General features: G+C 59.8%; 22 protein-coding genes and 2 pseudogenes. 8 read left to right on the top strand and 16 right to left on the bottom strand.

Features of this window, described 5'->3' with window-relative positions:
- Positions 1-155 precede the first annotated feature (155 nt).
- From ACA056_RS04470 to ACA056_RS04460, 3 genes are all read left to right on the top strand, one after another.
- Positions 156-1,124, top strand: coding sequence for a LysR family transcriptional regulator (locus ACA056_RS04470; protein WP_074873867.1), 969 nt, complete (start codon positions 156-158; stop codon positions 1,122-1,124).
- A gap of 143 nt (positions 1,125-1,267) precedes the next feature.
- Positions 1,268-2,242, top strand: a complete 975-nt coding sequence (locus ACA056_RS04465) for a 2-hydroxyacid dehydrogenase (RefSeq protein WP_497270783.1) — start codon at positions 1,268-1,270, stop codon at positions 2,240-2,242.
- A 140-nt stretch (positions 2,243-2,382) separates the two neighbouring features.
- Positions 2,383-2,892 (top strand): DUF2165 family protein, encoded by a 510-nt coding sequence (locus tag ACA056_RS04460; protein WP_497270781.1) that lies wholly within the window; start codon positions 2,383-2,385, stop codon positions 2,890-2,892.
- 27 nt (positions 2,893-2,919) lie between these two features.
- Here ACA056_RS04460 and ACA056_RS04455 read toward each other — a convergent pair whose 3' ends face one another.
- Positions 2,920-3,822: a DMT family transporter gene (locus ACA056_RS04455; RefSeq protein WP_497270779.1), complete on the bottom strand. Its 903-nt coding sequence runs from the start codon at positions 3,820-3,822 to the stop codon at positions 2,920-2,922.
- 138 nt (positions 3,823-3,960) lie between these two features.
- Between ACA056_RS04455 and ACA056_RS04450 the strand changes: the two genes are divergently transcribed.
- Complete coding sequence (locus tag ACA056_RS04450) at positions 3,961-4,836, top strand: helix-turn-helix domain-containing protein (RefSeq protein ID WP_497270777.1); 876 nt, start codon at positions 3,961-3,963, stop codon at positions 4,834-4,836.
- Positions 4,837-5,045: 209 nt separating this feature from the next.
- Here ACA056_RS04450 and ACA056_RS04445 read toward each other — a convergent pair whose 3' ends face one another.
- The 8 genes from ACA056_RS04445 to ACA056_RS04410 form a co-directional block, all read right to left on the bottom strand.
- Positions 5,046-7,475 carry a TonB-dependent siderophore receptor gene (locus tag ACA056_RS04445; protein WP_497270775.1) on the bottom strand — a complete coding sequence of 810 codons (2,430 nt, stop codon included), beginning with the start codon at positions 7,473-7,475 and terminating at the stop codon, positions 5,046-5,048.
- Positions 7,476-7,691: 216 nt separating this feature from the next.
- On the bottom strand, positions 7,692-8,681 hold the full coding sequence (locus tag ACA056_RS04440; RefSeq protein ID WP_497270773.1) for a FecR family protein: 990 nt from the start codon (positions 8,679-8,681) through the stop codon (positions 7,692-7,694).
- The gene (locus ACA056_RS04435; RefSeq protein WP_095129391.1) at positions 8,678-9,241 is read right to left on the bottom strand and encodes an RNA polymerase sigma factor; all 564 of its coding nucleotides are present in this window, start codon (positions 9,239-9,241) and stop codon (positions 8,678-8,680) included. Before ACA056_RS04435 ends, ACA056_RS04440 begins: the two co-directional genes overlap by 4 nt.
- A gap of 4 nt (positions 9,242-9,245) precedes the next feature.
- The gene (locus tag ACA056_RS04430) at positions 9,246-9,572 is read right to left on the bottom strand and encodes a DUF3325 domain-containing protein (protein ID WP_134096652.1); all 327 of its coding nucleotides are present in this window, start codon (positions 9,570-9,572) and stop codon (positions 9,246-9,248) included.
- Positions 9,573-11,153, bottom strand: a complete 1,581-nt coding sequence (locus ACA056_RS04425; RefSeq protein ID WP_497270771.1) for a PepSY-associated TM helix domain-containing protein — start codon at positions 11,151-11,153, stop codon at positions 9,573-9,575.
- Positions 11,150-11,455: a DUF3649 domain-containing protein gene (locus tag ACA056_RS04420; RefSeq protein ID WP_497270770.1), complete on the bottom strand. Its 306-nt coding sequence runs from the start codon at positions 11,453-11,455 to the stop codon at positions 11,150-11,152. Before ACA056_RS04420 ends, ACA056_RS04425 begins: the two co-directional genes overlap by 4 nt.
- Before the next feature lie 281 nt (positions 11,456-11,736).
- A complete protein-coding gene (locus ACA056_RS04415) occupies positions 11,737-12,144 on the bottom strand; it encodes an HPF/RaiA family ribosome-associated protein (RefSeq protein WP_008150614.1) in 408 nt (135 codons plus the stop codon).
- Positions 12,145-12,357: 213 nt separating this feature from the next.
- Positions 12,358-13,305, bottom strand: a complete 948-nt coding sequence (locus tag ACA056_RS04410; RefSeq protein WP_008150625.1) for a LysR substrate-binding domain-containing protein — start codon at positions 13,303-13,305, stop codon at positions 12,358-12,360.
- 135 nt (positions 13,306-13,440) lie between these two features.
- Here ACA056_RS04410 and ACA056_RS04405 point away from each other — a divergent pair, with 135 nt between their 5' ends.
- From ACA056_RS04405 to ACA056_RS04395, 3 genes are all read left to right on the top strand, one after another.
- Complete coding sequence (locus tag ACA056_RS04405) at positions 13,441-14,817, top strand: L-serine ammonia-lyase (protein ID WP_497270767.1); 1,377 nt, start codon at positions 13,441-13,443, stop codon at positions 14,815-14,817.
- A gap of 229 nt (positions 14,818-15,046) precedes the next feature.
- The gene (locus ACA056_RS04400) at positions 15,047-16,348 is read left to right on the top strand and encodes a serine/threonine transporter (protein WP_497270765.1); all 1,302 of its coding nucleotides are present in this window, start codon (positions 15,047-15,049) and stop codon (positions 16,346-16,348) included.
- A gap of 217 nt (positions 16,349-16,565) precedes the next feature.
- Positions 16,566-16,883: a DUF3509 domain-containing protein gene (locus ACA056_RS04395; RefSeq protein WP_497270763.1), complete on the top strand. Its 318-nt coding sequence runs from the start codon at positions 16,566-16,568 to the stop codon at positions 16,881-16,883.
- On the opposite strand, the gene ACA056_RS04390 is transcribed toward ACA056_RS04395, so the two are convergent.
- On the bottom strand, positions 16,880-17,380 hold the full coding sequence (locus ACA056_RS04390; protein ID WP_283183010.1) for a phosphate-starvation-inducible protein PsiE: 501 nt from the start codon (positions 17,378-17,380) through the stop codon (positions 16,880-16,882). The two genes, ACA056_RS04395 and ACA056_RS04390, sit on opposite strands and share 4 nt — an antisense overlap.
- Before the next feature lie 291 nt (positions 17,381-17,671).
- Here ACA056_RS04390 and ACA056_RS04385 point away from each other — a divergent pair.
- Positions 17,672-17,926 (top strand): annotated as a pseudogene (locus ACA056_RS04385) (YebG family protein); the annotation flags it as partial.
- A gap of 282 nt (positions 17,927-18,208) precedes the next feature.
- On the opposite strand, the gene ACA056_RS04380 reads toward ACA056_RS04385, so the two are convergent.
- The 6 genes and pseudogenes from ACA056_RS04380 to ACA056_RS04355 form a co-directional block, all read right to left on the bottom strand.
- Positions 18,209-18,814, bottom strand: coding sequence for a hypothetical protein (locus tag ACA056_RS04380; RefSeq protein WP_497270761.1), 606 nt, complete (start codon positions 18,812-18,814; stop codon positions 18,209-18,211).
- A 56-nt stretch (positions 18,815-18,870) separates the two neighbouring features.
- Positions 18,871-19,090 (bottom strand): annotated as a pseudogene (locus ACA056_RS04375) (transposase domain-containing protein); the annotation flags it as partial.
- A gap of 487 nt (positions 19,091-19,577) precedes the next feature.
- Positions 19,578-20,678 carry a dihydrolipoamide acetyltransferase family protein gene (locus ACA056_RS04370; RefSeq protein WP_497270759.1) on the bottom strand — a complete coding sequence of 367 codons (1,101 nt, stop codon included), beginning with the start codon at positions 20,676-20,678 and terminating at the stop codon, positions 19,578-19,580.
- Positions 20,679-20,694: 16 nt separating this feature from the next.
- A complete protein-coding gene (locus ACA056_RS04365) occupies positions 20,695-21,681 on the bottom strand; it encodes an alpha-ketoacid dehydrogenase subunit beta (protein ID WP_497270757.1) in 987 nt (328 codons plus the stop codon).
- Positions 21,674-22,768: a pyruvate dehydrogenase (acetyl-transferring) E1 component subunit alpha gene (pdhA, locus tag ACA056_RS04360; protein WP_497270755.1), complete on the bottom strand. Its 1,095-nt coding sequence runs from the start codon at positions 22,766-22,768 to the stop codon at positions 21,674-21,676. The genes ACA056_RS04365 and pdhA overlap by 8 nt, the downstream gene beginning before the upstream one ends.
- Positions 22,769-22,869: 101 nt before the next feature.
- Entirely contained in the window at positions 22,870-23,889 is a 1,020-nt protein-coding gene (locus ACA056_RS04355; RefSeq protein WP_282479929.1) for a Glu/Leu/Phe/Val dehydrogenase family protein, read from the bottom strand.
- Between the last annotated feature and the right edge of the window lie 39 nt (positions 23,890-23,928).

Here is a 23,928-nt window from a genome sequence, read left to right as displayed (position 1 = left end):
TGAGCAATTCTATGGGTCGGCTTTGTTGGCGATAAGCTGGGAATCCTGTGAATCTTTGTTACCGTTAACGCGATAATCCCTTGGTCCATCTTTAGTCGCCTGTAAAAAATCAGCAACTTCGTGTCACAATTTGCCATTCGCTTAGAGAGCACCCCATGGACACTTTGCAAAACATGCGCGCCTTCAGTTACGTGGCCGAGGCCGGCAGCTTCACCGCCGCCGCCGTGCAACTCGACACCACCACGGCCAACGTTTCGCGCGCGGTCTCCAACCTGGAAGCCCACCTGCAAACCCGCCTGCTCAACCGCACCACCCGACGCATCGCCCTGACCGAGGCCGGCAAACGCTATCTATTGCGCTGCGAGCAGATCCTGGCCTACGTCGAAGAAGCCGAAGCCGAAGCCAGCGACGCCCACGCCCGCCCGGCCGGGCAGCTCAAGGTGCACACCATGACCGGCATCGGTCAGCACTTCGTGATCGACGCGATCGCCCGCTACCGCAAGACCCACCCCGACGTGACCTTCGACCTGACCATGGCCAACCGCGTGCCAGACCTGCTCGACGAGGGCTATGACGTGTCCATCGTGCTCGCCAGCGAACTGCCGGACTCGGGCTTCGTCTCCCAGCGTTTGGGCATCACCTACAGCATCGTTTGCGCCTCGCCGGCCTATGTGAAAGCCAACGGCTGCGCGCACAAGCCCAGCGATTTGCTGAACCACGCGTGCCTGCGTTTGGTAAGCCCGGTGATTCCGCTGGAGAAATGGACTTTCGACGGCCCGGAAGGCCAGGAAATGGTGACGATCAATAGCTCACCGTTTCTGGTGAACTCCGCCGATGCGATGAAGACCGCAATCATCAGCGGCATGGGGGTTGGCGTGTTGCCGGTGTATGCGGCGATTGAAGGGTTGCGCAACGGTACGCTGGTGCGGGTGATGCCGAACTACCGGTCGCAGGAATTGAATCTGTATGCGATCTACCCGTCACGGCAGTACCTGGATGCGAAGATCAAGACGTGGGTCGAGTACTTGCGCGGGTCGTTGCCAGAGATTTTGGCGGCACATCAGGCGGAATTGGTGGCGTATGAGTTGAGCGGGAGCATGGGCGGGGTTCGGGTGGCGAACTGATTTCCAACCCACCTGATTGATCGTTCCCACGCTCTGCGAGGGAATGATCAACGGCGTACCCCCGGCAATCCGGGCACTCGCACAACAACAAGGAAGAATGTTAGCGTGCTTGGCATTCACCTGCGCCCGAGAGCCCTCCTCCCATGAAAAAGACCGTCCTCGCCTTCAGCCGCGTCACCCCCGAAATGATCGAACGCCTGCAGCAAGACTTCGACGTTATCGTGCCAAACCCGAAAAACGGCGACATCAACGCCCAATTCAACGAAGCCCTGCCTCACGCCCATGGCCTGATCGGCGTCGGTCGCAAACTCGGTCGCGCACAGCTGGAAAAAGCCGCCAAACTGGAAGTCGTCTCCAGCGTGTCGGTCGGCTACGACAACTACGACGTCGCCTTCTTCAACGAACGCGGGATCATGCTCACCAACACCCCCGATGTCCTCACCGAAAGCACCGCCGACCTGGCCTTCGCCCTGCTGATGAGCAGTGCCCGCCGCGTTGCTGAACTAGACGCCTGGACCAAGGCCGGCCAGTGGCAAGCCACCGTCGGGGCGCCATTGTTCGGTTGCGATGTGCATGGCAAGACCCTGGGCATCGTCGGCATGGGCAACATCGGCGCGGCCATTGCCCGTCGCGGACGGCTGGGCTTCAACATGCCGATCGTCTACAGCGGCAACAGCCGCAAGACCGAACTGGAGCAAGAACTCGGCGCGCAGTTCCGAAGCCTTGATCAACTGCTGGCCGAAGCTGATTTCGTTTGCCTGGTGGTGCCGCTCAGCGAAAAAACCAGACACCTGATCAGCCATCGCGAACTGGCGTTGATGAAGCCGGGTGCAATCCTGGTGAACATTGCCCGCGGTCCGGTGGTGGACGAACCTGCCCTGATCGAAGCCCTGCAAAACAACAGGATTCGCGGTGCCGGGCTGGACGTTTATGAGAAAGAACCGCTGGTCGAGTCCCCCCTGTTCCAACTGAAAAATGCGGTGACGTTGCCGCACATCGGCTCGGCCACTCATGAAACCCGCGAAGCCATGGCCAACCGTGCTTTGGCTAACTTGCGCAGCGCTTTACTCGGTGAGCGACCGCAAGATCTGGTGAACCCACACGTCTGGAAAGGCTAACTAAAACGGGCAGGTGTTTAACCGCCTGCCCGTGACCTACACACCTTGAAATTCAGTTAAGCGCTAAAAAAAAGATACTCACTATAGACTCCCCATTACTTAGTCTAACTTACAGACCTTAGTTATGGAGAGCACCTACATTGAACCACCTTACGACCGACAAACTGATTAGATACAGCAAAGCAATACTAATGACCTATATAAGCTTCTTTGGCTTGATGGTGATGTACAGCAACTTTACCGACTACCCATCCAATTACGAATACGTCGGCCATATTCTCAGCATGGACACCACCCGAGAAAACCTGAACCTGAGCTACAGAGCAATCACCTCGCCCATGCTCCACCACCGAATTTATTGGTTAATTATCACGTTGGAAGTTATTTACACAGCTTTCTGCTTGCTGGGCGCTTACCATCTTTATCGAAACATCAATTCACCTGCCGCCGTTTTTCACGAAGCGAAGAAGTTTGCGATCATCGGATTATTGATTGGCCTTTTTGTCTATTACATCTGCCTGCAAGTGATCGGCACCGAATGGTTCAACATGGATGAATCAGCAATCTGGAACGCCAAGGATTGGGCTCGACACATCGTGGACTTCATGTTTCCACTGCTGATTTACATCGTGCTCAAAATCGAACGCTGAAGTTCCAGCGCTCGATTAACCAAACCTTCACGCCAGCTTGCCGTTCCCTTGCACCATCGGCGCCCTGGACTTACGAAACACCAGCACATTGCCCAGCATCACCAGTACCAAACCCACCAAGGCGGGCGCGGTCCATTGATAGCCTTCGGCAAACGCCGACACGTTCAGCGCCACGACGGGGAACAGTACGGTGCAATAGGCTGCGCGTTCCGGCCCCATCCGCCCGACCAACGTCAGGTAGGCCGTGAAACCGATCACCGAACCCGGAATCACCAGGTACAGCAGCGAGCCGATGTAGCGCGTGTTCCATTCCATGTCGAAAGGGATGCCTTTGACCAGGCACCACGCCGACAGCATGGCCGCGCCATAGGCCATGCCCCAGGCGTTGGTGGTTAGCGGTTTGAGCCCCGCTTTCTGTTGCAGGCTCGACAGCATGTTGCCCGCCGAGAAGCACAGTGTCCCGAGCAATGCCAGGCCCAAACCGAGCAAGGTTTGCGGGCTCGCGGTGTGGCCCGCCACCTCAGGCCAGAACAACAGGCCAAGCCCAAGCAGCCCCAGCGCACCGCCCATCAGCACATTGCGAGCGACTTTCTGGCCGAAGAACACGCGTGCATTGAGTGCGTTCCACAACGTGGCGGTGGAAAACACCACCGCGACCAGGCCACTGGGTATCCACTGGCTGGCAGTCAGAAAACACATGAAATTGATGCAGAACAGGCACAACCCCTGCGCCAGGCAAATCAGATGCCCGCGACGGTTCATCACTTGCAGGCGGCGAGTCAGCAGCAGCATCACGAACAGCACCAACGCTGCGAGGCCGAAGCGATAGACGATCGACACCGGAATCGCCACCACGCCCAATTGCCATTTCAAGGCAATCCAGGTGGTGCCCCAGATCAGCACGGTCAGCAGATACAACGAAAGGTTCATGGCAAAGACTCCTGAATAGGCCTTCAGTGTCCTGCGCCAAGGCCTTTCGCACTTGCATAAACTTGCGCTTTTGTCGGGCCACAGGCTGGCAGCCGAACGGCTACGGAGTAGGATGCAAGGCGTCGGAGAGAAGCCATCATGCCTGCACTGGAAACCCTGCAAGTCTTTCAAGCCCTCAACCGCTCGCCCAATGCTCGCCTCGAGCACAGCGCCGAGCTCGGTGACGGCATGGCTGCAGCCTTGTGGAGCAACCATCACGATGCCCAGGATTACGAAGCGCCGAGTCATCACACCCTGTCCTGTTACATCGCCGGCGGCACCGGCACCTTTCGCCGCGACCAACCCGGCACCAAGGGCAGCCCCGACAAGCTGTGCATTCTGCCGGCCGAGCATCAATCGGGCTGGGTGATCAACGGCGACATTCGCCTGGCCCACGTGTATTTCAGCCCCGAACAATTTGCCCTCGGCTGCGTCACGTTGCTGGACCGCGAACCTCGCGAGCTGCAGCTGCGCGAAGCCACCTTTCTGGACGACCCGGCACAAGCCCAACGCTTTCGGCAAATGCTCACACTCAACTGGGACGAGCCCGGCGAACGCGTGCTCACCAGCAGCCTGGCCCATGAAATGCTCAGCCACGTACTGCTCGGCCAGGTTGGAATGCGTGAGGGCTTGCGGCTTAAAGGGGGGTTGGCTGCGCATCAGCGACGGCAGTTGGTGGAGTTCATCGACAACCAATTGGCCGAGGCCATCAGCCTGGGGCAGTTGGCGGCGTTGTGTGCGCTATCCGAATACCACTTTGCGCGGATGTTTCGCGAGAGCTTTGGGTTGCCGCCGCATCAGTATGTGTTGGCGCGGCGACTGAGCCGGGCGCGGGAGTTGTTGCGTTCGACGTCGCAGCCGTTGGGGGAGATTGCGTTGGCGTGCGGGTTTGCCAGTGCGAGTCATTTCACCAATCGGTTTCGTCAGGCATTGGGTGGAACGCCCGGCGAGTATCGGCAGGCGTTTTTGCGGTAGGTTTTTTGTGGGGTGGGGTGTCATTGAAATCCCCCCTCACCCTAACCCTCTCCCCCAGGGGCGAGGGGACTGACCGAGGTGTTGCTAGAGCTACATCGACTTGAAAGATCAAGTCGAACTCAGGCTTTGAAAGGCTTGGAGATCTGCTCCCTTTCCCCCTCTCCCCCGTGGGGAGAGGGCTGGGGTGAGGGGTCGATCTTCAACTCTTCCTAGAACTCCAACGTGCTCGACAACGAAATCTGCCGCGAATCCCCCATCGACACAAAGAACCGGCTCGCCGCCGAGGTGTAGTAGGTGCGGTCAAACAGGTTCTTCACGTTGAGCTGGAACTTGACCTTCTGCCCTTCGACTTTGGTGTCGTAAGTGGCGAACGCATCGGCCACGGTGTAGCTCGGCAGGTCGAAATCGTTCACGGCGTTACCCGCTCGCTCCCCGACATACCGCGCCCCTGCGCCGACCCGTAGCTGATCGCCACCGACGAGGGTGCCAAAGTCGTAGACCGCCGACAACGAACCGCTGTTCTTGGCGACGTTTTGCAGTTTTTTGCCTTTGTAGATCGGGTCTTCGGTGACTTCGGCGTCGGTGTAGGCATAGCTGCCGATCATGCTCCAGCGATCAGTCAGCTGCCCGCTCAGGTCCACTTCCAGACCACGGGAACGCACTTCACCGGCGGCGCTGTAAATCGTCACCGGACCTTCGGAGTTGGCCACCAGCACGTTGCGTTTTTTGATGTCGAACAGCGCGACGTTACCGGTGACGCGGCCCGGCATGTCGAGCTTGGCGCCGATTTCCCAGGACTTGGCTTCTTCCGGCGCAATGCTGCCGTCCAGCACGGTGCTGCTGCCGCTCAACGGCGCAATGGTCGAGTTGGGTTTGAACGACTCGGTGTAGCTGCCGTAGAACGACAGTTCATCGGTGTAGCGATACACCAGACCGGCGCGAGGCACCCATTTCTGGCCGTTGCTGTCGGTGTTGGCTTGGAACGGCACGCCTTTGCCGGCGTACTGGTCGTATTCCTGGAAGCGCCCGCCAGCGACGAAAATCCATTGATCGGTCAGGTGGATCGAGTCCTGGAAGAACACCGAATCGCTGCGCAGTTCGTCGGTCTGCGCGCTGTCGGCCGGGCTGACCGTGGTGCCGGCGACTTCGCGACCGTAAACCGGGTTGATGTAGCTGAAGGTGCTCAGGCTTTTCTGACGGATCAGGTCTTCGCGGTAGATCTTGCGGTATTCGTCATCGACGCCGAACACCAGGTCATGTTTCATCCCCGCGAGCTGGACATTACCTTCAAGGCTGGCGGTGGTGAAGCGGTCGGTGCTGATCGCGTTCTGGGTGCCGTCCATGCTGCGAGTCAGGGTGCCTTTATTGGTGTCGACGGCGGTGATGCGCACCTGGCTGGCATCGTAGGTTTCGCGATTCCAGCTGTAGCCGAAGTGGGCTTTCCAGTTGTCGTTGAGCTCGTGATCGGCCTCGAAGTGATACAGGTCCGAGCGGCCTTCCATGTTGTTGAACGGCTCGTCGAGGCGACGCTCGCGGGAGATGTCCAGCGGATGGTTGTCACGCGGGTCGATGATCGTGCCGCGGTCGAACGGGGTCAGAAACTCGCGGTGTTCATAGGAGAACAGCAGCTTGGTGCTTTCGCCGAACCAGGCCAGTGACGGTGCTACCAATGTCTCGCGGTGAGTACCGAAGTTGCGCCAGTAATCTTCGTCTTCGTGGTCCAGGACCATGCGATAGGCCAACCCGGAATCACCCAACGCGCCGGTGCTGTCGAGGCCGCCACCGCTGCCGTTTTTGCCGTCGCCATAGGTCGAGCCACGCAGGCTCAACGCGTTGTACTGCTCAAGCTCGGGTTTCTTGCTGACCATGTTGACCACGCCGCCCGGGTCTTGAATGCCATAAAGAAGCGAGGCCGGGCCCTTGAGCACTTCGACCCGATCCACGGTGGCGTTGAGACCACGGCCCTGCACGATCGGCATGCCGTCGCGCATGATCGAGCCGTTGCGGTTGTCGCCGAAGCCGCGAGTCATCACCGAGTCCTGAGTGCTCGCCAGTGTGTTGCCTTGAGTAATGCCGCTGACGTTGGCCAGCGCGTCATCCAGATTGCGCGGCGCCTGATCGCGAATGACCTGAGCCGGGATCACGTTGACGGTCTGCGGGATTTCCTGAAGCAAGGCCGATGAGCGCATCACCGAACTGGTGGGCGGCGGCTGATAACTCATGGACTGATCGGCCACCGAGGTGATGGTGGTCGCGCCCAGGTTCAAGGCACCCTCGGTGGGCAACGGCTCCAGCACCAACGTGTGGCCGTCGGTGCGACGGAAGGTGAACCCCGAACCGCTGAGCAAACGCTGCATCGCCTGCTCGGCACTCATCTGCCCGCTGACCGCCGGAGCGTTGATGCCGTACGGTGCCTCATCGGTGTAGACCACGCTGGTGCCAGTGATCCGGCTGAAGTCGCTCAAGGCTTGGGGCAGCGGTTTGGCGGCCATTGCGAAGCTGAACTGCGCATTCTGTCGGGCACTGCCGGCCTCAGTCGCCACCGCCATACTCAACGGCAGCAATGCCAACGCCGAAAAGCTCAAGGCACACGTACCCAACCATTGTTTGACCGAACCCGATTTTGCCCTGGACTTCATTGCTCATGACCTGTGTAGAACCACTACGGATGCGAATGACTCGCAGTTTCAGTCACTACACGAATGGCGTCGGGGTTTACCTCACCAGAATTCTGAAAATATTTTTCTCGGGAGTGATGTGGTGTTTGATCTGACGCTATCGCGAGCAAGCTCGCTCCCACAGGGGAATGCATTTCAAATGTGGGAGCGAGCCTGCTCGCGAAGAGGCCAGCAGCCTCAACGCAAAATAATCAGATGCCCCAGAACCTTGTGTTGCTCAAATCCCAACACGCCCTGCAACGAACTCAACACCGCTTGCGGATCCTTGCTCGGAAAGCTGCCACTGACCCGCCGCGCCGCGAGTTCATCGTTGAGCAGCACAATCCGTCCCGGGTAATAACGCCCCAGGTCTTGCACCACCTCGGCGAGTGTCGCCTTGTAGTAATTGAGCCAACCCTGACGCCACGCCAATTGCGCTTCGCTGTCGACGCTGTGGAGTTTTTCCGCCAGGCCATCGCTATACGCCACTTGCTGGCCCGCCGTCAGGATTTGCTGCGCGGCGTGCTTGTCCGCCGTCACACCAACCCGCCCGGACAACACCGTGACCTGCGCGCCGTGCGGTTGCAGACGCACTTCGAACTGAGTCCCCAGCACCCGCGCCTGGCCTTTTTCAGCGTCCACCACAAACGGATCGCCGGTGTGGGTCACGCTGAAAAATCCAGCGCCGCGCCGCAACTGAACGTGCCGCTCGCCACGACTGAAATCCACCGCAATCGCACTGTCAGCATCCAGGGTGACTTGCGACTGATCCGCCAACGTGACGGTGCGAATCTCCCCCGGCGCCGACACATAGTCCGCCCCCAGATCATCGACCCAGCGCGACGGTTGCCAGCCAGCGCCGAAGCCGATCATCAGCACCATGCACGCCGCCATCGCCAACGCACCGGACCAACGCCGAACGCTGGTACGGCGCGAGCGATTCATGGCGTTGAGGTAACCCTGCAAGGCAAACGCGTCTTCATCGGCCAACGTTCGGGCCGGTGTTTCGGTCAACTCCCACACCACTTGCGCCTGGGCGTAAGCCTCGGCATGGGCAGGGTCGGCCTGTAGCCAATGGCTGAAGGTGGCCTGATCGCCGCTGCTGGGCTGATCATGCAACAGACTCAGCCAGGCGAAGGCCGCCTGTTCCTGAGCAGGCGTCGGGGTGACGCGTTCGGTGTTGTTCACGGTGCTTTCCCTGGCGTGCGCGGTTCGGGCTCCCGCAGGCTGGCCTTGCAAGCCTCGAGGGCGCGCATCATATGTTTTTCCACGGCGCTTTGGGACAAACCCATGGCCTTCGCGATCTCGGCGTATTTGCGCCCGTGAATACGGTTGAGCAAAAAAATCTGCCGCGTGCGCTCAGGCAGCGCACGCAACGCCGCTTCAACGTGACGCAAGTCGTTGCCCGCCTCCAACGCCGCTTGCGGTTCGCTGCCGTGACTGTCCGGTTGGTCCGGCATCCAGCCCTCGTTGACCCGCACCCGCGTGCCTTCGCTGCGCAAATGGTCGATGGCGATGTTGCCGGCGCAGCGCAACAGATAAGTGCTGAGCTCTTCGACCTGCACCAGCGGTCGACGCCAGAAGCGCAGGAACAAGTCCTGCACCAGATCCGCGGCCGTCGCCCGACACCCGACTCGGCGGCTCACCAGCGCTTCCATTTGCGAACGCTGGGAAAGAAACACCTGCAGGAAATGCGCACGCGCACCGCGATGTTCGTCGTCATGGGATTCCGGGGGGCTGGTGATCATCAGGTCAGCCCTTTGCAAACACGGCAACGGGGCTGGCGAGCAGACTCAAACCGGCCAACACCAGGGCCAGGCGCGGGCGATACGGCATCAACAACACCAGCAGCAAAGCGCTGAGCATCAATACTGCAAACCACTCCACCAATCCAAGCCCCCAACCCGTCGACGACACCGCGGCCCACAGTGATAACGCCAGCAACAGCCAGCCACTGAGTTTCATCCCTTGGCGACGACGGGCCGAGGGCTTGCGCCCCAACAGTTCGGCGTGATGCCGATCCATCGATAAACAGAGCGCGGTGAAACCGCCATAGCACAGCAACAAGGCCAGGAACATTCAGTGCGCCTCTTGCTCAAGCATTATCGATTTCGCCCGCGGTCGGGTGACGATTCCAGGCTGCCCCGCGCGCTGCATTTTCCACGCAGCCCACGCGAAAAACAGACCACTGCCCAGGCACGTCAGATCGAAACCGGCCATGGCCCAATCGCCCTGCGTCAGGGTGACGCCCAAGTGATAAGGCGTGGTCAACGCGTTCAGCAGCGGCACCGCACAGAACAGCAACGCCGCCAGCGCCAACTGTTCGACCCACGCTGCGCGACCACGGCGGACCATGGCGTGCAACACACTCAAGCCCCAGACGATGAAGAAGCTGTTCACTTCCCAATCCGCCCGCCCGGCCATTCCGACCGGCAGCAATCGATTGGCCCAGAAGAACGCCGCCACCGCGACCATCAACCCCGACATGCTGGCGATGTTCAGGACTTCCACCAGTCGCAACTCAAACGGCATCACACCGCTCTTCACATGTTTGAGCTGACGCTTGCCGAGCCAGATCACCAGCCCGGTACCGATCATCGCGGTGCCGGCCAAGCCACAAATGAAGTACAGCCAGCGCAACACCGGGCCGGCGAAATGGCCCATGTGCAAGCCATAGAAACTACCGGCAATCGCCATGGGTAGTGCTTGCTTTGGCGTCGTGCTGAGTAGCTGCCCGGTCACGCCGTTGAATGTCACAGCGCTGCCAAAGTCGTGGACCACTCGGTCGGCGCCGTCACGCGCAAGAATGACCGAGGCATTCGCATCACCCGGATTGTTCACCGTCAGCCACCCGGTTCGCCCGCCCGACCACTGCTCGCTGGCCCGTTCCAGCAGCGGTGCCAACGGCGCCAACTGGCCCGGTTTGCCTGCCATGTCGGGCGTATTGGACGCCGGAAATACCTCATCGTAAAACGCCTCGACATCACCTTTGTACGCGGCAAGGATGCTCGCCGGCATCACCATCGACATGAAAATCACCAGGCTGCTGTAAGTGATCATCAAATGAAATGGCAACACCAAAACGCCCACCGCGTTGTGCCCGTCGAGCCAGGAACGCTGGCCCTTGCGCGGGCGGAAGGTGAAGAATTCCTTGAAGATTTTCTTGTGGGTGATGATCCCGCTGATCAGCGCGACGAACATCACCATCGCTGCGATGGTCGACAGCCAGCGACCCCACGGATAGGGCATCTGCAACTGAAAGTGGAAGCGGTAAAAGAACTCGCCACCGCGGGTGTCCCGGCCCTGCACTTCTGCGCCGGTTTGCGGATCGAGGCGTTTTTCGATGAATTGACCGCGCGTGCCGGGCTTGGCCGGTGCTTGCTGCCACCTCACCGACAGCCCGGGTTCGCGAGCATCCGGTAAATCGATGAGCCATCGCGAGGCGCCCGCGGCGTGCTGCTCAAGGTAGTGCTGGGCCAGGGTCAGACTGGCTTCGGAGGACACCGAACGGGCGGGAATTTCCGGCTGCATCCAGTGGCTGATCTCATCCTTGAAATAGGCGAGCGTGCCGGTCAGGAAAATCGCGAACAGCAGCCAGCCGAAGATCAACCCGGCCCAGGTGTGCAGCCAGGCCATGGCCTGTCGAAAGCCCTCCTTCATGAGTGGCCCATCCAGTAGGCCAGCCCCGACACAGCGGTCAAAACCACGCTCGGCACGATCAATCCGAACCAGGCTTGCCACGCACTGCGACAGGCAAAGCACCAAAGTACGGCGACCAGATACACCAGAAACGAGGTCATCATCCCGGTGACCACCGCTTCGCCGCGAGCCAAGGGCAGCCACATTGTCAGGCTGACACTGGCCAATGCCGCGACGAGGTAACCCCCCAGCACAGCGGCCAGCACTCGGGAAGTGACGGCCAGTCGGTAGGAAACGGGGAGCGCGGTGATTTTGCCTTTCATGTTTCGACCTTGAAACGGGTGAGGCCTCGTGAATGTCACGGAGCCAACAAGGTCGCAATACTAATGATAAATATTCTCATGTGCAAAAGAGATCCGACGGGATCGTTGTTACGGCAGTCCAAATGAGCGTTCCCACGCGCAGCAAAGGAATGCCTCATTGGACGCTCTGCGTCCCGGGCTGCATTCCCACGCAGAGGGTGGGAACGATCAGCACAAACCAAAACGGGCCTGCATAAGCAGGCCCGTTTTCAGTAGTGGAAAGGTAAAAAATTAATCAGGCTTCAACCGTTTTGCGCAGCCTGTTCGTTCTCAAGAAATTCGTCTTCCAGCAGCGCATCGGCTGCGACTCTCTCGAACGGCACGACAGCGGCACGTGGTTTGCCCCGCAGTTTGCCGAACAGGTGTTCAAGCGCATGTTCAAGTTTTTCGGCCGCACCGTCGATCGCCAGTTCCAGGTTTGCGGCTTTATGGGTGACAGAAATCGGTTGGTGGCCTTTTGGCCGCGCTTCCAGCTGACAGCGCATGTCATGGGGACCGGGCTTGTCGCCGTTCTCGTCCCGCAGATGAACCTCGACGCGTGTCAGGTCCTCTTCATAACGTTCGAGCGTGCTCTCAATGGTAGTACGTACCCACTCCTCCAGTCGGATGCTGCTTTGAATATGGTTATCGCTGTTGACTTGGATTTGCATAGTTCATCCCTTATTTCAGCTAGCTCGCGAGAGGCACATCGGCTGGCCCTTGGGCGTCATCACCGTGACCTCTTACTTACACAATCGGTCTGCTCGCAGAACAATTCAACCCCTAAAAAAAGATAAATTTTCGTACGCAAAAAAAGCCGGACAAGGAGCAAAAGCGCTGTTAAGGTCGGGAGTTGGGTCGCCTGACTCTTTTGTCACAATTGCTCACATCTGCCGCTCCGCCAGCGGATGCAGGCTTCGAAATATCCCCGCCTCCTCCACCAGCCAGTCATGCACCGCACGCACGCCCGGATGGCTCAGCGCCCCTGGCGCATAGAGCAGCACGTAACGCTTGTGATTGGGCACCGCCAGGCCAAACGGCACGATCAACGTCCCTCGCTCCAGCTCGTCATTCAGCAAGGTTCGCCGCGCAATCGCCACGCCCATGCCGGCAATCGCCGCTTCGATGGTCAGGTGATTGCGATTGAAGGTGTGCCCGCGCCGCACGTCCGCACCTTCGAAGCCGATGGCGTTGAGGTAAAACTCCCATTCCGCGTACTCGTAACTGCCGCGCCAGGCGGTAATGTCGTGCAGCAACGGGAAATGCATCAGGTCCGCCGGGCCATGCAGTGGCGGCCGGCCGCGCAGCAGGCTTGGGGCACAAACCGGGAATATCTGTTCATCGAGCAAGGTTGTGGATAACAAACCGGGATAGCTGCCGTCATTCAGGTCGATAGCCAAATCGAAGTCGCCTTCGTGCAATGGCACGCTGCTGTCCTCGGCCACCAGGCGCAATTGAATGTCCGGAAAGCGCTGCTGCAAGCGCGGCAGACGGGGGGTCAGCCACTTGCTCAGGAAGGATGGAATCGAGCGCACCCGCAAAATCCCGCTGATCATTCCGGCGTCCAGTCGTCGCAATTCCGCATCGATGCTGCCGTAAGCCTCGTTGACCGTGATGGCCAGTCGCTGGCCTTCAGCGCTCAATTCCACGCCGCGAGCGCGACGATGAAACAGACGAAAGCCCAGTCGCTCTTCCAGCTGTCGGATTTGCTGACTGACCGCACCCGGCGTGATGTGCAGTTCTTCGGCGCATCGGGTGAACGACAAGTGCCGCGCGGCACAGGAAAACACGTGCAGCCAGACGTAAGTCTGGGCGTGCAATTGGCGACTCATTGTTTAGTCCTGCTAAAGGCTGTCTTAGGAAGTTTCGTTGGTCACGTAGGACCGAGGTAGGCAGTATCGCCGACATTGCGCTTGTCCTACAAAAATGGCAGCGATTTCTCTTCCATTGCTTGTATAGGCTTTAGCATGGCTATCAGTGTTTTCGATCTCTTCAAAGTCGGCATCGGTCCGTCCAGTTCCCATACCGTCGGCCCGATGCGCGCCGCCGCGACCTTCGCCCAAGCCCTGATTGACCATCAATTGCTGGCCGACGTACGGCGAGTAGAAATCCGACTTTATGGCTCGCTGTCGGCGACCGGCGTCGGTCACGCCACCGACCGCGCCTGCGTCATGGGCCTGATGGGCGAGTGGCCGGACAGCATCGACCCGACCAGCATCGACAGCCGAATCCAGACCCTGCGCGAAACCGGCGAACTGTCTCTGGCAGGCAAAGCGACCATCGCCTTCAACTGGCAACGCGATCTCCTGCTGCTCGACGAGAGCCTGCCCTACCACCCCAACGCCATGTCCCTGACAGCCTTCGGCGAAACCGGCGAGTTGTCGGAGCAAACGTACTACTCGATTGGCGGCGGTTTCATCATCGAAGCGGCCGAAGCCGAGTCCGGCATCGCGCCCACCAGCGATGTGGTGCTGCCGTACGATTTTTCCAGCGCCGCCGAACTACTCAAGCTCTGCAACCTGCACGGTCTGCGCGTTTCCGAGTTGATGATGGCCAATGAATTGGCCTGGCGCAGCGAAGCCGAAATCCGTCAGGGCCTACTGCACATTTGGTCGGTGATGCGCGAATGCGTTGAGCAAGGGCTGCGCCATGAAGGCATCCTGCCCGGCGGTCTGAATGTTCCGCGTCGCGCGGCGAAATTGCACCGCAGCCTGCTGGAAATCGGCAAGCCGAATGTCATCACCTCCACGCTGTCGGCCATGGAGTGGGTCAACCTGTTTGCCCTCGCCGTGAACGAAGAAAACGCAGCGGGCGGGCGCATGGTCACGGCACCGACCAACGGCGCAGCGGGGATCATTCCGGCGGTGCTGCATTACTACATGAAATTCAACCCGGACGCGTCGGACGATGACGTAGTGGCGTTCTTTTTGGGCGCTGCGGCCGTAGGAATCCTCTGCAAGAAAAACGCGTCTATCTCCGGAGCCGAAGTTGGCTGTCAGGGCGAAGTTGGCTCCGCCTGCGCCATGGCCGCCGCAGGGCTGGCGGACGTGCTCGGCGCCACGCCCGAGCAACTGGAAAACGCCGCCGAAATCGGCCTGGAACACAACCTCGGCCTGACCTGCGACCCGGTCGGCGGCCTGGTGCAAGTGCCGTGCATCGAGCGCAACGCCATCGCCGCCGTGAAGGCGATCAACGCTACGCAAATGGCCCTGCGCGGCGACGGTAAACACTTCATTTCCCTGGACCGGGTGATCCGCACCATGCGCGATACCGGCGCCGACATGCACGACAAATACAAAGAGACTTCACGGGGCGGCCTGGCTGTTAGCTGGGTGGAGTGCTGAGGAGCACTCCGAAGCAGGTAGTTTGAAAACGTAGCGAGCGAAGGCAAGACAAGGCAAAAACAGGCAAGGACGCGGAGTTTACGGGTTGTAAATGAGCAGTCCGCGCCTGTTTTTAACGCAGTATTGCCTGCGTAGCGACGAAGTCGCCCAGCGCGCAGTAGTTTTCAAACTGCCTGCCTGACCGTCCGGAACACGTGAGCCCTAGCAAGAACAATAACGAGGCCAAACGATGACCGATGTACGTACACCTGCTGCCGATAATCCTGCTGTAGACCTGACACGCAATAGCGAAATAACCCACAAAGGCTGGAGTAAACACGACACCACCTGGATGCTTGGCCTTTATGGCACGGCCATCGGCGCCGGCACGCTATTCCTGCCGATCAACGCCGGCGTGGGTGGCTTCTGGCCGCTGCTGATTCTGGCAGTGCTGGCGTTTCCGATGACCTTCTTCGCCCACCGCGGCCTGACCCGCTTCGTGTTGTCCGGGCGTTCCGGGGACATCACCGAAGTGGTGGAAGAACACTTCGGCATCGGTGCCGGCAAGCTGATCACGCTGCTGTATTTCTTCGCGATCTTCCCGATTCTGCTGGTGTACAGCGTGGCGCTGACCAACACCTTGAGCAGCTTCATGGAGCATCAGTTGCACATCGCCCCGCCACCGCGGGCGATTCTGTCGCTGGTGCTGATCCTCGGTCTGATGGCGATCGTCCGTTGCGGTCAGGGCGTCATCGTCAAATGCATGAGCGTGCTGGTTTACCCGTTTGTCGCGGCGTTGCTGCTGCTCGGTTTGAGCCTGATCCCGAACTGGAACGGCGCGTTCTTCGCCACCGCTAGCGAAGGCATGCCGATGCCGCTGTTCTTCAAGACGTTGTGGCTGGCGATCCCGGTGATGGTGTTTTCGTTCAACCATTCGCCGATCATCTCCGCCTTCTCCGTCGATCAGAAACAGCGTTACGGCGAACAGGCCGAACGCAAAAGCAGCGGCATCCTCGCCATCGCCCACGCGATGATGGTGGTGACGGTGATGTTCTTCTGCTTCAGCTGCGTGCTGGCCCTGTCCCCGGCTGATTTGGCGGCTGCCAAGGCGCAGAACATCTCGATCCTGTCGTACCTGGCCAACCACTTCCAGACGCCGGTCATCGCATACGCTGCGCCGCTGATTGCGCTGGTGGCGATCACCAAGTCCTTCCTCGGCCATTACATCGGCGCCAGTGAAGGCTTTCAGGGGCTGATCGTGAAAAGCCTGCGCGGCCGTGGCCGGGTGATGTCAGCGAGCTGGCTGAACCGCGTGACTGCGCTGTTCATGATCCTCAGCTGCTGGGCCGTGGCGACGTTCAACCCGAGCATCCTCGGCATGATCGAAACCCTCGGTGGGCCAATCATCGCGTGCCTATTGTTCCTGATGCCGATGTACGCCATCCGCCGCGTGCCGGCCTTGCGCCAGTATTCGGGTCAGGTCTCGAACGTGTTTGTGGTGTTGATCGGTTTGATTGCACTGTCTGCGATCATCTACTCATTCATGCCCTGAAACGGGCAGGCAAAAAGAAGGCGGGCCACAGTGCCCGCCTCTTTTTTGCCGCGTCTATTGTTCGACAATTTTTCCGGCATGCCCCTTGCTATGACACTCCAGAGGCAAAAGGACTGTTGAAAACCTCAGCGAGCAACGTGCCGGTGGTCTGGTGTTGCGAACTAATCCCGATCACGGCGGGTCAACAACTGCACGTTCAATCAGGCGGTAACGCATCATGGACAACCCTTTTCAGCTCATTACCGATGCTTTTGCACCGGATTATCAGATCAACCTGAGCATTCAGGGTCTGGATGGCAGCATCATGCTGACCCTGTCCAACAGCGGTCACGTGGTCGCCAAACGGATGATCAGCGCCGAACAACGCAATGACCCCCAGCGCCTCAAACGCCTGGTGCAAAGCATTCAATTCGGCATCGCCATCGAACAGGGCCACAGCGCCGTGGCCATCCTCGAAGCCATGACCGACGGCGACAATCACAGCCTGCCGCCGCCACGCGTCAAGGGTCACAGCCGGCCAGCCATGCGGCTTTAAATCTCGCCCTTCTCGACTTCAGGATGCTCACCGGAACCCGCACCGATTTTGCGTTGCGGGTGTTCGATCTTCACCGAAGGGAATTGCGACGAAGCGTAACGCACCACCAGAATCGCAAACGCCAGCAGCAGAATCCCGCCGCACAGGTAGATGATGCCGATATCTGGCGGATTGTGGTGCGAGACGTTGGAGATCAGCAGCCGCGTCAGCGCAGTGATCGCCACGTAGATCAGGAAACGCACCGGCATGTGATTGGTCTTGAAGTAAATCCCGACCATCGCCCCCAGTTCCAGGTAGATGAACAGCAGCAAGATGTCATCGATCTTGATGTGCCCTTCTTCGATCATCCCCAGAAATTCCATCACCGCCGCCCACGCGGTGACGGCACCGATGGCGAACAGCGCCAGGTAGTGGAAGGTCTCGACGAACAGGTTGCCCAGGGACTCGGCCAGTTGATGCACGTTCTGCCGCAGGTTCTCGGCCCAGTTGATTTTCACGATGATTCTTCCTTAGCTCGGTTCGAGCGGATGATGCGGGTTTGACGTGACGGTTGTTCTGCATGCAGAAAAAAGGCCAGAGGCGCCTGCAACATGATGGCGAGATGCTCTAAAACGCGCTCCGTGGCGTTTGGTCGCACCCGGTGGGTGCTGATCGGGCTGACAAACCCTGATTTCGGTCTACATTAAAAAGCCACTACCCAAAGCGCAGGGATTCGCTTATCCTTTTCGCTGTATATAAATACAGTAGTCGAATAAGACAACTTAATGTGAAGGCATGTGAGGTGGTGAATGGCCGTCGAAGTGGTATACCGCAGCAGCCGAGATCTGGAGCGCTTGTTCATGGATAAAGCCGAAGCTGACCGTCATGACAAAATGCTCGAACTGGCCGAATTGCTGGCTGAAGTGTTGCAAAAAGCCGTTCCGTCCCTGACCGAACAGCAAGTGGAAGAAGCCGGGATCTACATGGCGAAGAACCGCGATGTGTTCGCCAAGGCGTTCAAGAGCCAGCCGGACGCGTTGTCCGAACTGCTGAATGCGCCTGCAGAAGTCGTGGAAAAGGCTGCACCTGTTGAGGCGCCTTCACCTGTTGAAGTCGCGAGCGCTGAGCCGACCAAGCCGGCTAAAGCCCCCAAGGCTGCCAAGTAAGCAACGCCCGAATTGAATAGGCCCTGAGTCAAAAGACTCAGGGCCTTTTTCATGCCTGCAAAAAGTCAGGCTTCGAGTTGTTCCAGCGTAAGCGGCTGGCTAATACGCCTATACATTGCTTTCACGTCAATTCACGTTCTCTGCATCAGCCTCTCAAATCCCTGTCGGCAAGAGGGCTGATTATTTTTTGGGGAGCGATGCGATCATTTGATCAAAGGCCGTTACCGAATATCTTCCATCAAGGTTTTCTACGGTGGGCATTTTTGAAGGAAACCCGAATCGCACTTTGCCGGGAAGCGCTTCATTCATAGCTGAGTACCAGGTCAGCAGAGCTTGTTGGAGGCGCACGTGTAGCTCGAATCTACTCCGTCGGCGGGTGGTGTCTGCTTTGGCTCGTTCGCGCGCGAGCTGAGGATCTATGCGGCCAACAATGTAACAGTCAGCAAAGCCAATACGTCCTTGTGCGATCGTTTCTCTTGTGGCGTCCAACTCTATTCGCCAGTCGTGTTCGCTCGCCTCGCCGATCTGCCAAAGACTCCAAATGTAGTGGAGCTTGAGAGGGTCACTGTCACACAAAGCCCACGAAGAAATGTCTTCCATGGCCAGCGCCGTTTGCCAGCGATCCACGTTTCGCTCTGCCCAAAAAGTTGCTGCTCCGACTGGATCCTTTATCCGATCCGGCTCGTTTTCAAAACGGCCGTTTTCAGGAATGACATGTTGCCCTCCATGCTTAGCGCACCAAGTGGTTTTCCCACTGGCGCTGATACCCTCCACAACCAAAATCATCGTTATGACTACTCCGTTAATTGCGCCATCCTTGTAAGTCCCAAAGCATCGGGGGATTACGTGGTTTCTGCCGCCACCTGATGCGGCAGCAGTTGCCCTGATCTCACTTGCTCGCTGTGTCGGCAGCCGCATCAGCACATCTTTAAGATAGGCATACGGGTCATACCCATTCATCCGCGCCGACTGGATCAGGCTCATGATCGCCGCCGCCCGTTTGCCGCTGCGTAACGACCCGGCAAACAACCAGTTCGAGCGCCCAAGTGCCCACGGCCGGATTCAGCTGTTCCGGAGTCATCTGGTCGAGGTTGGGTGAGGACGTCATGCCGCTGATTGTGCCAGAGCAGGCGATCAGCGGCGATAAACCGATGGGCTACCGGAAGGCGTCAAAGCACTGTGATCGAGCCGACCGCACCGTCTCGCTGCCTAGGGCAGCCCCAGCATAAGGCCTGAAGCTGCTCGCTATCCACTTTGACTTCGGGGCATGCCGAATGCCGCAAAAGCCGGCAGCGATGCTGCTGGCTGACCCCGGTGGAGCGGCATCCACTTGCGAATGACGTTGGCATTGATGCCGTGGCTGATGGCAGCGTTGGAGATGGTTGCTCCGGGTTGCAGTCAATCCTGAACAACCTGGCCCTTGAACGATTTGAGATAAGAGCTTCGTAGGCGCATGAAAACCCTCGCGATAAGGGTGATCGCGTCCGCTTAAAATACGCGGACACCATCGCCCTTAAAGCTGGAGTTCGGAAGGTGATTTGGCCGGATACTAACGTTCCAGCGCCTCGACCAAGGCCTTGAAGAACCGCGCAGCCTCGCCGCCGGTCACCACGCGATGATCGAAAGTCAGGGACAGCGGCAGGACCGGATGCACCACCACCGCGCCATCGACCGCCACCGGTTCGTCACGGATCGCGCCAGCGGCGAGGATTGCCACTTGCGGCGGCACCACCACCGGGTTGGCGTAGCGGCCGAACAAGGTGCCGAAATTCGACAACGTCAGGGTCGCCCCCATCATTTCCTTGGGTGGAATCGATCGCGCCTGCACGTCGGCCCTTAATCGCATGACGCCGTCCTTCAAGTCCGCCGGGGTGCGATGACCGACATCACGCAGCACTGGCACGAACAAGCCGTCCGGGGTGTCCACGGCGATGCCCAGATCGAGCCGTTCGTGTTGTTTGAGCGACAGGGTTTTGCCGTCGAAGGCGCTGTTGAGCACCGGCTCCACGGCGCACGCAGCCGCCATCGCTTTGGCGAGACGAATCAGCGGTTCGCGGGCCTGACCCCAGCGATGCAGGTCAGCATCACCGAAAATCGTCACCGGCACGACTTCGGCATGGGACCGGGCCATGTTCAGCGCCATGCTGCGCCGCACACCGCGCAACCGTTCGCCGCCGAAGCGATCCAGTTCAGTTTGAGCCGCGTTTTCCACATCCGTACGGGTGATCAGCCCCTCGTGACCGGAGCCCGACAACCCGCTCAACTCCACGCCGAGTTGCCGGGCCAATTGCCGCACGGCCGGCGTAGCACGGGTCGCCAGATGCTCGCGAGTCGAAGGTGCGGCACCGATAAAAAACGAATCCTCCTGACTGCTGCCGCCGCCTTCGAGCAGCCCGACCACAGTGCCCGCGTCGGCTTCACCTTCGTAACCGAGCAACGGTTCACCGACGTGAATGATGTCGCCCTCGCTGCCGTAGAGTTTTGCCACAACGCCGTCATAGGGTGCAGGGATATCCACCAGGGCCTTGGCAGTTTCTACCGACACCAGCAGTTGGTCGGCCTTGACGTTATCGCCGACCGCGACGTGCCAGCGGACGATTTCCGCCTCCTGCAAACCTTCGCCCAGATCCGGCAGTTTGAAATATTTCATCGCAGCCTCCTTGGGTTCAGGCAAAGTGAAGAACGTTGTCGCAGGCCAGCAAAATGTCCTCGACGTTCGGCATATAGAGCGACTCCAGTCGATACAGCGGCGGCGGAATGTCCGGCGCGGTAACCCGCTGGATCGGCGCCTGCAATTCCAGCAACACCCGCTCGTAGAGGCTCGCGGCGATTTCCGCGCCGACGCCGCAGGAGCGCGGTGCCTCGTGGACGATCACACAGCGACCAGTCTTGCGCACCGAGGCTTCCATCGTGTCGAGGTCTAGCGGTTTGATACTCGCGACATCAATCACTTCCACCGAGACACCTCGCTCGGCCAATGCGCTGGCGGCTTGCAGGGTTTCCATCACGCTGGCGCCCCAGCTGATCAGCGTGATGTCGCTGCCTTCGCGCAGGGTGAAACAGCTGTCCAGCGGCAGGCGTTTACCGTCATCCACCAGCGTTTGCGGGTTCATGCGATAGAGTCGGGTGGGTTCGAGAAACACCACCGGATCAGGGTCATCAATGGCCGCCAGCAACAAACCATAGGCCCGGGCGGGCGATGACGGGATCACCACCCGCAGACCCGGAATGTGCGCGAACAGTGCTTCGGTACTTTCGCTGTGATGTTCTGGCGCGCGAATCCCCGCGCCCATCGGCGTGCGCATGACCATCGGGCACGTGATCCGCCCGCGCGTGCGATTGCGCATGCGGCTGGCGTGGGACACCAGGTGTTCCATGGCGGCGTAGATGAAACCCATGAACTGAATTTCCACCACCGGTTTCAGGCCCTGAGCGGCCATGCCGACCACCAGTCCGCCGAGCATGGTTTCGGCCAGCGGCGAGTCGATGACTCGCTTGAAGCCAAAGCTGTCGCGCAGCCCTTGGGTAGCGCGAAACACGCCGCCGTTCACCCCGACATCTTCACCGAGGACGATGACGTTCTCGTCTTCGCTCATTGCCCGATGCAGCGCGAGATTCACCGCGTCCAGCAACGTGACTTTGCCGTTACTCATGGCTCGAATCTCCCGCGCGGCGCGCCGCCCTTTCGAGCAACTCTTCACGTTGCCCGGCGAGGGACGCCGGCCATTGGGCGTAGACGTGATCCATGACCGACTCGGGCGCCTGAATACCCGTCGCCTCGAAGTTATCCACAGCGCGCTGCACCAGCCCCTGACACTCGCTGATCAGCGCCTGTTCGCGACCTTCGTCCCACACGCCCTGCCCAACCATGAAACGTTGCAGGCGTTTGACCGGTTCTTCGAGCCAGGCTTGCTTGACCTCGTCTGCCGGCCGGTAGCGTGTGGCATCGTCGGCGGTGGTGTGGTCGCCGAGGCGATAGCTCAGGCATTCCAGCAACACCGGGCCTTTACCGTGACGCGCCCTTTCGAGGGCCACTTGTACTCGGTCGTAAACCGCGAGCATGTCATTGCCGTCGACCTGCTCACCGTGGAATCCGGCACCGATCGCTTTCTGTGCCAGGGTCGGGGCGCCGCACTGGATTCGCCGTGGCACCGAGATCGCCCATTGGTTGTTGTTGACCACGAACACCACCGGCAACTGCCAGGCACCCGCAACGTTGAGGGCTTCTAGGAAGTCGCCTTTGCTGGTAGCGCCGTCACCGCAGGTGGTGACGGCGACCCGATGCTCGCCGCGGATTTTAAAGGCGCTGGCGACGCCGCAGGCATGCAGGGCCTGGGTGGCAATCGGCACACAGATCGGGAAATCCTGGGCCGCCGCCGGTTCGGCAAAGTCGCTGCCGCGTTCGTCGCCGCCCCAGTACAGGAGAATTTCTTCCATGCGCACCCCGCGCATCAACTGCACGGCGGTATCACGGTAATACGGAATCAGCACGTCTTCGGTGTGCATCACGCTGCCGACGGCGACGCCAATGGCTTCCTGGCCCAATGTCGGCGCATAAGTGCCGATGCGCCCGGTGCGTTGCAGGGCGACGGCTTTCTGATCGAAAAGGCGGGTCAGGACCATCTGCCGATAAAGGCGCGTCAGCAAATTGAAATCATCGGCCCAGGCAGGAAGTTCGCCGAGCAATTGGCCGTCAGGGGATAAAAATCGGGTGTAAGGCAGCTCAACCTTGTGAGGCATCACAGGGGCTCCTGGCACGCCGTGTCAGCGTGCGTCAGTCCAGCCTGACGTTTGTGGCGCCAGGCCTTGGGAGCAAGTCTGCCGGATAGGCCCTCACTCCTTCATCGATACAGCACTTTCTCCGCCAACTCGTCAGCCACCCGCGCCGGCGAACGTTTTTCCGCTTGGGCATGGGCGAAGACTTCGGTCAGCCGGGAGCTGATTTTCGACAGGTGCGCGGTGATGGTCGTGAGCTCTTCGCCACGGTGCTTGAGCGAGACGTAGATCAGTCCGCCGGAATTAATCACGTAATCCGGCGCATACAAAATGCCTCGCCGCTCCAGTTGATCGGCGACTTCCAGATGGGTCAGTTGGTTGTTCGCCGAACCGGCGACCGCCGCGCAGCGCAATTGCGTCACGCTGTGGCTGTTGAGCACGCCACCGAGGCCGCAGGGCGCGAGAATGTCGCAAGGGGTGCTGAGCAGCGCGTCGTTGGCGATCGGATGGGCGCCGAGTTGCTCCATCGCCAGTTGGACCTTGCCGTGATCGATGTCGCTGACCAGCAGTTCGGCACCGGCAGCATGCAGCTGTTCGGCGAGGGCATAACCAACGTTGCCGAGCCCTTGAATCGCCACTCGCAGGCCTTCGAGGTTATCGCTGCCCAGCCGGGCCATGGCGGTGGCACGAATACCGGTGAACACGCCCATCGCCGCGTGCGGTGCAGGGTCGCCCGCCGAGGTGGTGCTGGTGACGTGCTGGGTTTGTTGGGCGATGCAATCCATGTCCGCCACCGAGGTGCCACTGTCGATGGCGGTGATGTAGCGGCCGTCGAGCTGATTGATGCAGCGCCCGAAGGCTTCGAATAGCGCGGCGCGGTTTTCCACATGGACCGGGCGAACAATCACCGCCACGCCGCCGCCCTGAGCCAGGCCGGCCAGCGCCGCCTTGTAACTCATGCCTTGGGCGAGGCGCACCGCATCCTCGACGGCGGACTCGTCGCTGGGATAGGCAAGGTAACGACACCCGCCCAGGGCAGGTCCCAGACGGCTGTTATGAATGGCAATGACCGCCTTCAACCCGGTGACCGAGTCAACGCTCAGATGCAGGGATTCAAGGCGAGTGCTTTGCATGAGAGCGAACATCGTAGGGCTCCCGAATCACTTCTTGTAGTCGCCAGTATA

This window comes from Pseudomonas sp. LBUM1666, assembly GCF_059695775.1.
The sequence above is the reverse complement of the archived record's forward strand: the minus strand, read 5'-3'. Positions and strand labels throughout refer to the sequence as shown.

Excerpts from the sequence above, each read along its gene's own strand:
- ACA056_RS04455 (WP_497270779.1), bottom strand. The coding sequence starts at position 3,822 with ATGAACCTTTCGTTGTATCTGCTGACCGTGCTGATCTGGGGCACCACC.
- ACA056_RS04420 (WP_497270770.1), bottom strand. The coding sequence starts at position 11,455 with ATGAAAGGCAAAATCACCGCGCTCCCCGTTTCCTACCGACTGGCCGTC.
- ACA056_RS04450 (WP_497270777.1), top strand. The coding sequence starts at position 3,961 with ATGCCTGCACTGGAAACCCTGCAAGTCTTTCAAGCCCTCAACCGCTCG.
- ACA056_RS04465 (WP_497270783.1), top strand. The coding sequence starts at position 1,268 with ATGAAAAAGACCGTCCTCGCCTTCAGCCGCGTCACCCCCGAAATGATC.
- ACA056_RS04355 (WP_282479929.1), bottom strand. The coding sequence starts at position 23,889 with ATGTTCGCTCTCATGCAAAGCACTCGCCTTGAATCCCTGCATCTGAGC.
- ACA056_RS04425 (WP_497270771.1), bottom strand. The coding sequence starts at position 11,153 with ATGAAGGAGGGCTTTCGACAGGCCATGGCCTGGCTGCACACCTGGGCC.
- ACA056_RS04395 (WP_497270763.1), top strand. The coding sequence starts at position 16,566 with ATGGACAACCCTTTTCAGCTCATTACCGATGCTTTTGCACCGGATTAT.
- ACA056_RS04370 (WP_497270759.1), bottom strand. The coding sequence starts at position 20,678 with ATGAAATATTTCAAACTGCCGGATCTGGGCGAAGGTTTGCAGGAGGCG.
- ACA056_RS04410 (WP_008150625.1), bottom strand. The coding sequence starts at position 13,305 with ATGAGTCGCCAATTGCACGCCCAGACTTACGTCTGGCTGCACGTGTTT.
- ACA056_RS04415 (WP_008150614.1), bottom strand. The coding sequence starts at position 12,144 with ATGCAAATCCAAGTCAACAGCGATAACCATATTCAAAGCAGCATCCGA.
- ACA056_RS04405 (WP_497270767.1), top strand. The coding sequence starts at position 13,441 with ATGGCTATCAGTGTTTTCGATCTCTTCAAAGTCGGCATCGGTCCGTCC.
- pdhA (WP_497270755.1), bottom strand. The coding sequence starts at position 22,768 with ATGCCTCACAAGGTTGAGCTGCCTTACACCCGATTTTTATCCCCTGAC.
- ACA056_RS04400 (WP_497270765.1), top strand. The coding sequence starts at position 15,047 with ATGACCGATGTACGTACACCTGCTGCCGATAATCCTGCTGTAGACCTG.
- ACA056_RS04380 (WP_497270761.1), bottom strand. The coding sequence starts at position 18,814 with ATGATTTTGGTTGTGGAGGGTATCAGCGCCAGTGGGAAAACCACTTGG.
- ACA056_RS04430 (WP_134096652.1), bottom strand. The coding sequence starts at position 9,572 with ATGTTCCTGGCCTTGTTGCTGTGCTATGGCGGTTTCACCGCGCTCTGT.
- ACA056_RS04365 (WP_497270757.1), bottom strand. The coding sequence starts at position 21,681 with ATGAGTAACGGCAAAGTCACGTTGCTGGACGCGGTGAATCTCGCGCTG.
- ACA056_RS04435 (WP_095129391.1), bottom strand. The coding sequence starts at position 9,241 with ATGATCACCAGCCCCCCGGAATCCCATGACGACGAACATCGCGGTGCG.
- ACA056_RS04445 (WP_497270775.1), bottom strand. The coding sequence starts at position 7,475 with ATGAAGTCCAGGGCAAAATCGGGTTCGGTCAAACAATGGTTGGGTACG.
- ACA056_RS04470 (WP_074873867.1), top strand. The coding sequence starts at position 156 with ATGGACACTTTGCAAAACATGCGCGCCTTCAGTTACGTGGCCGAGGCC.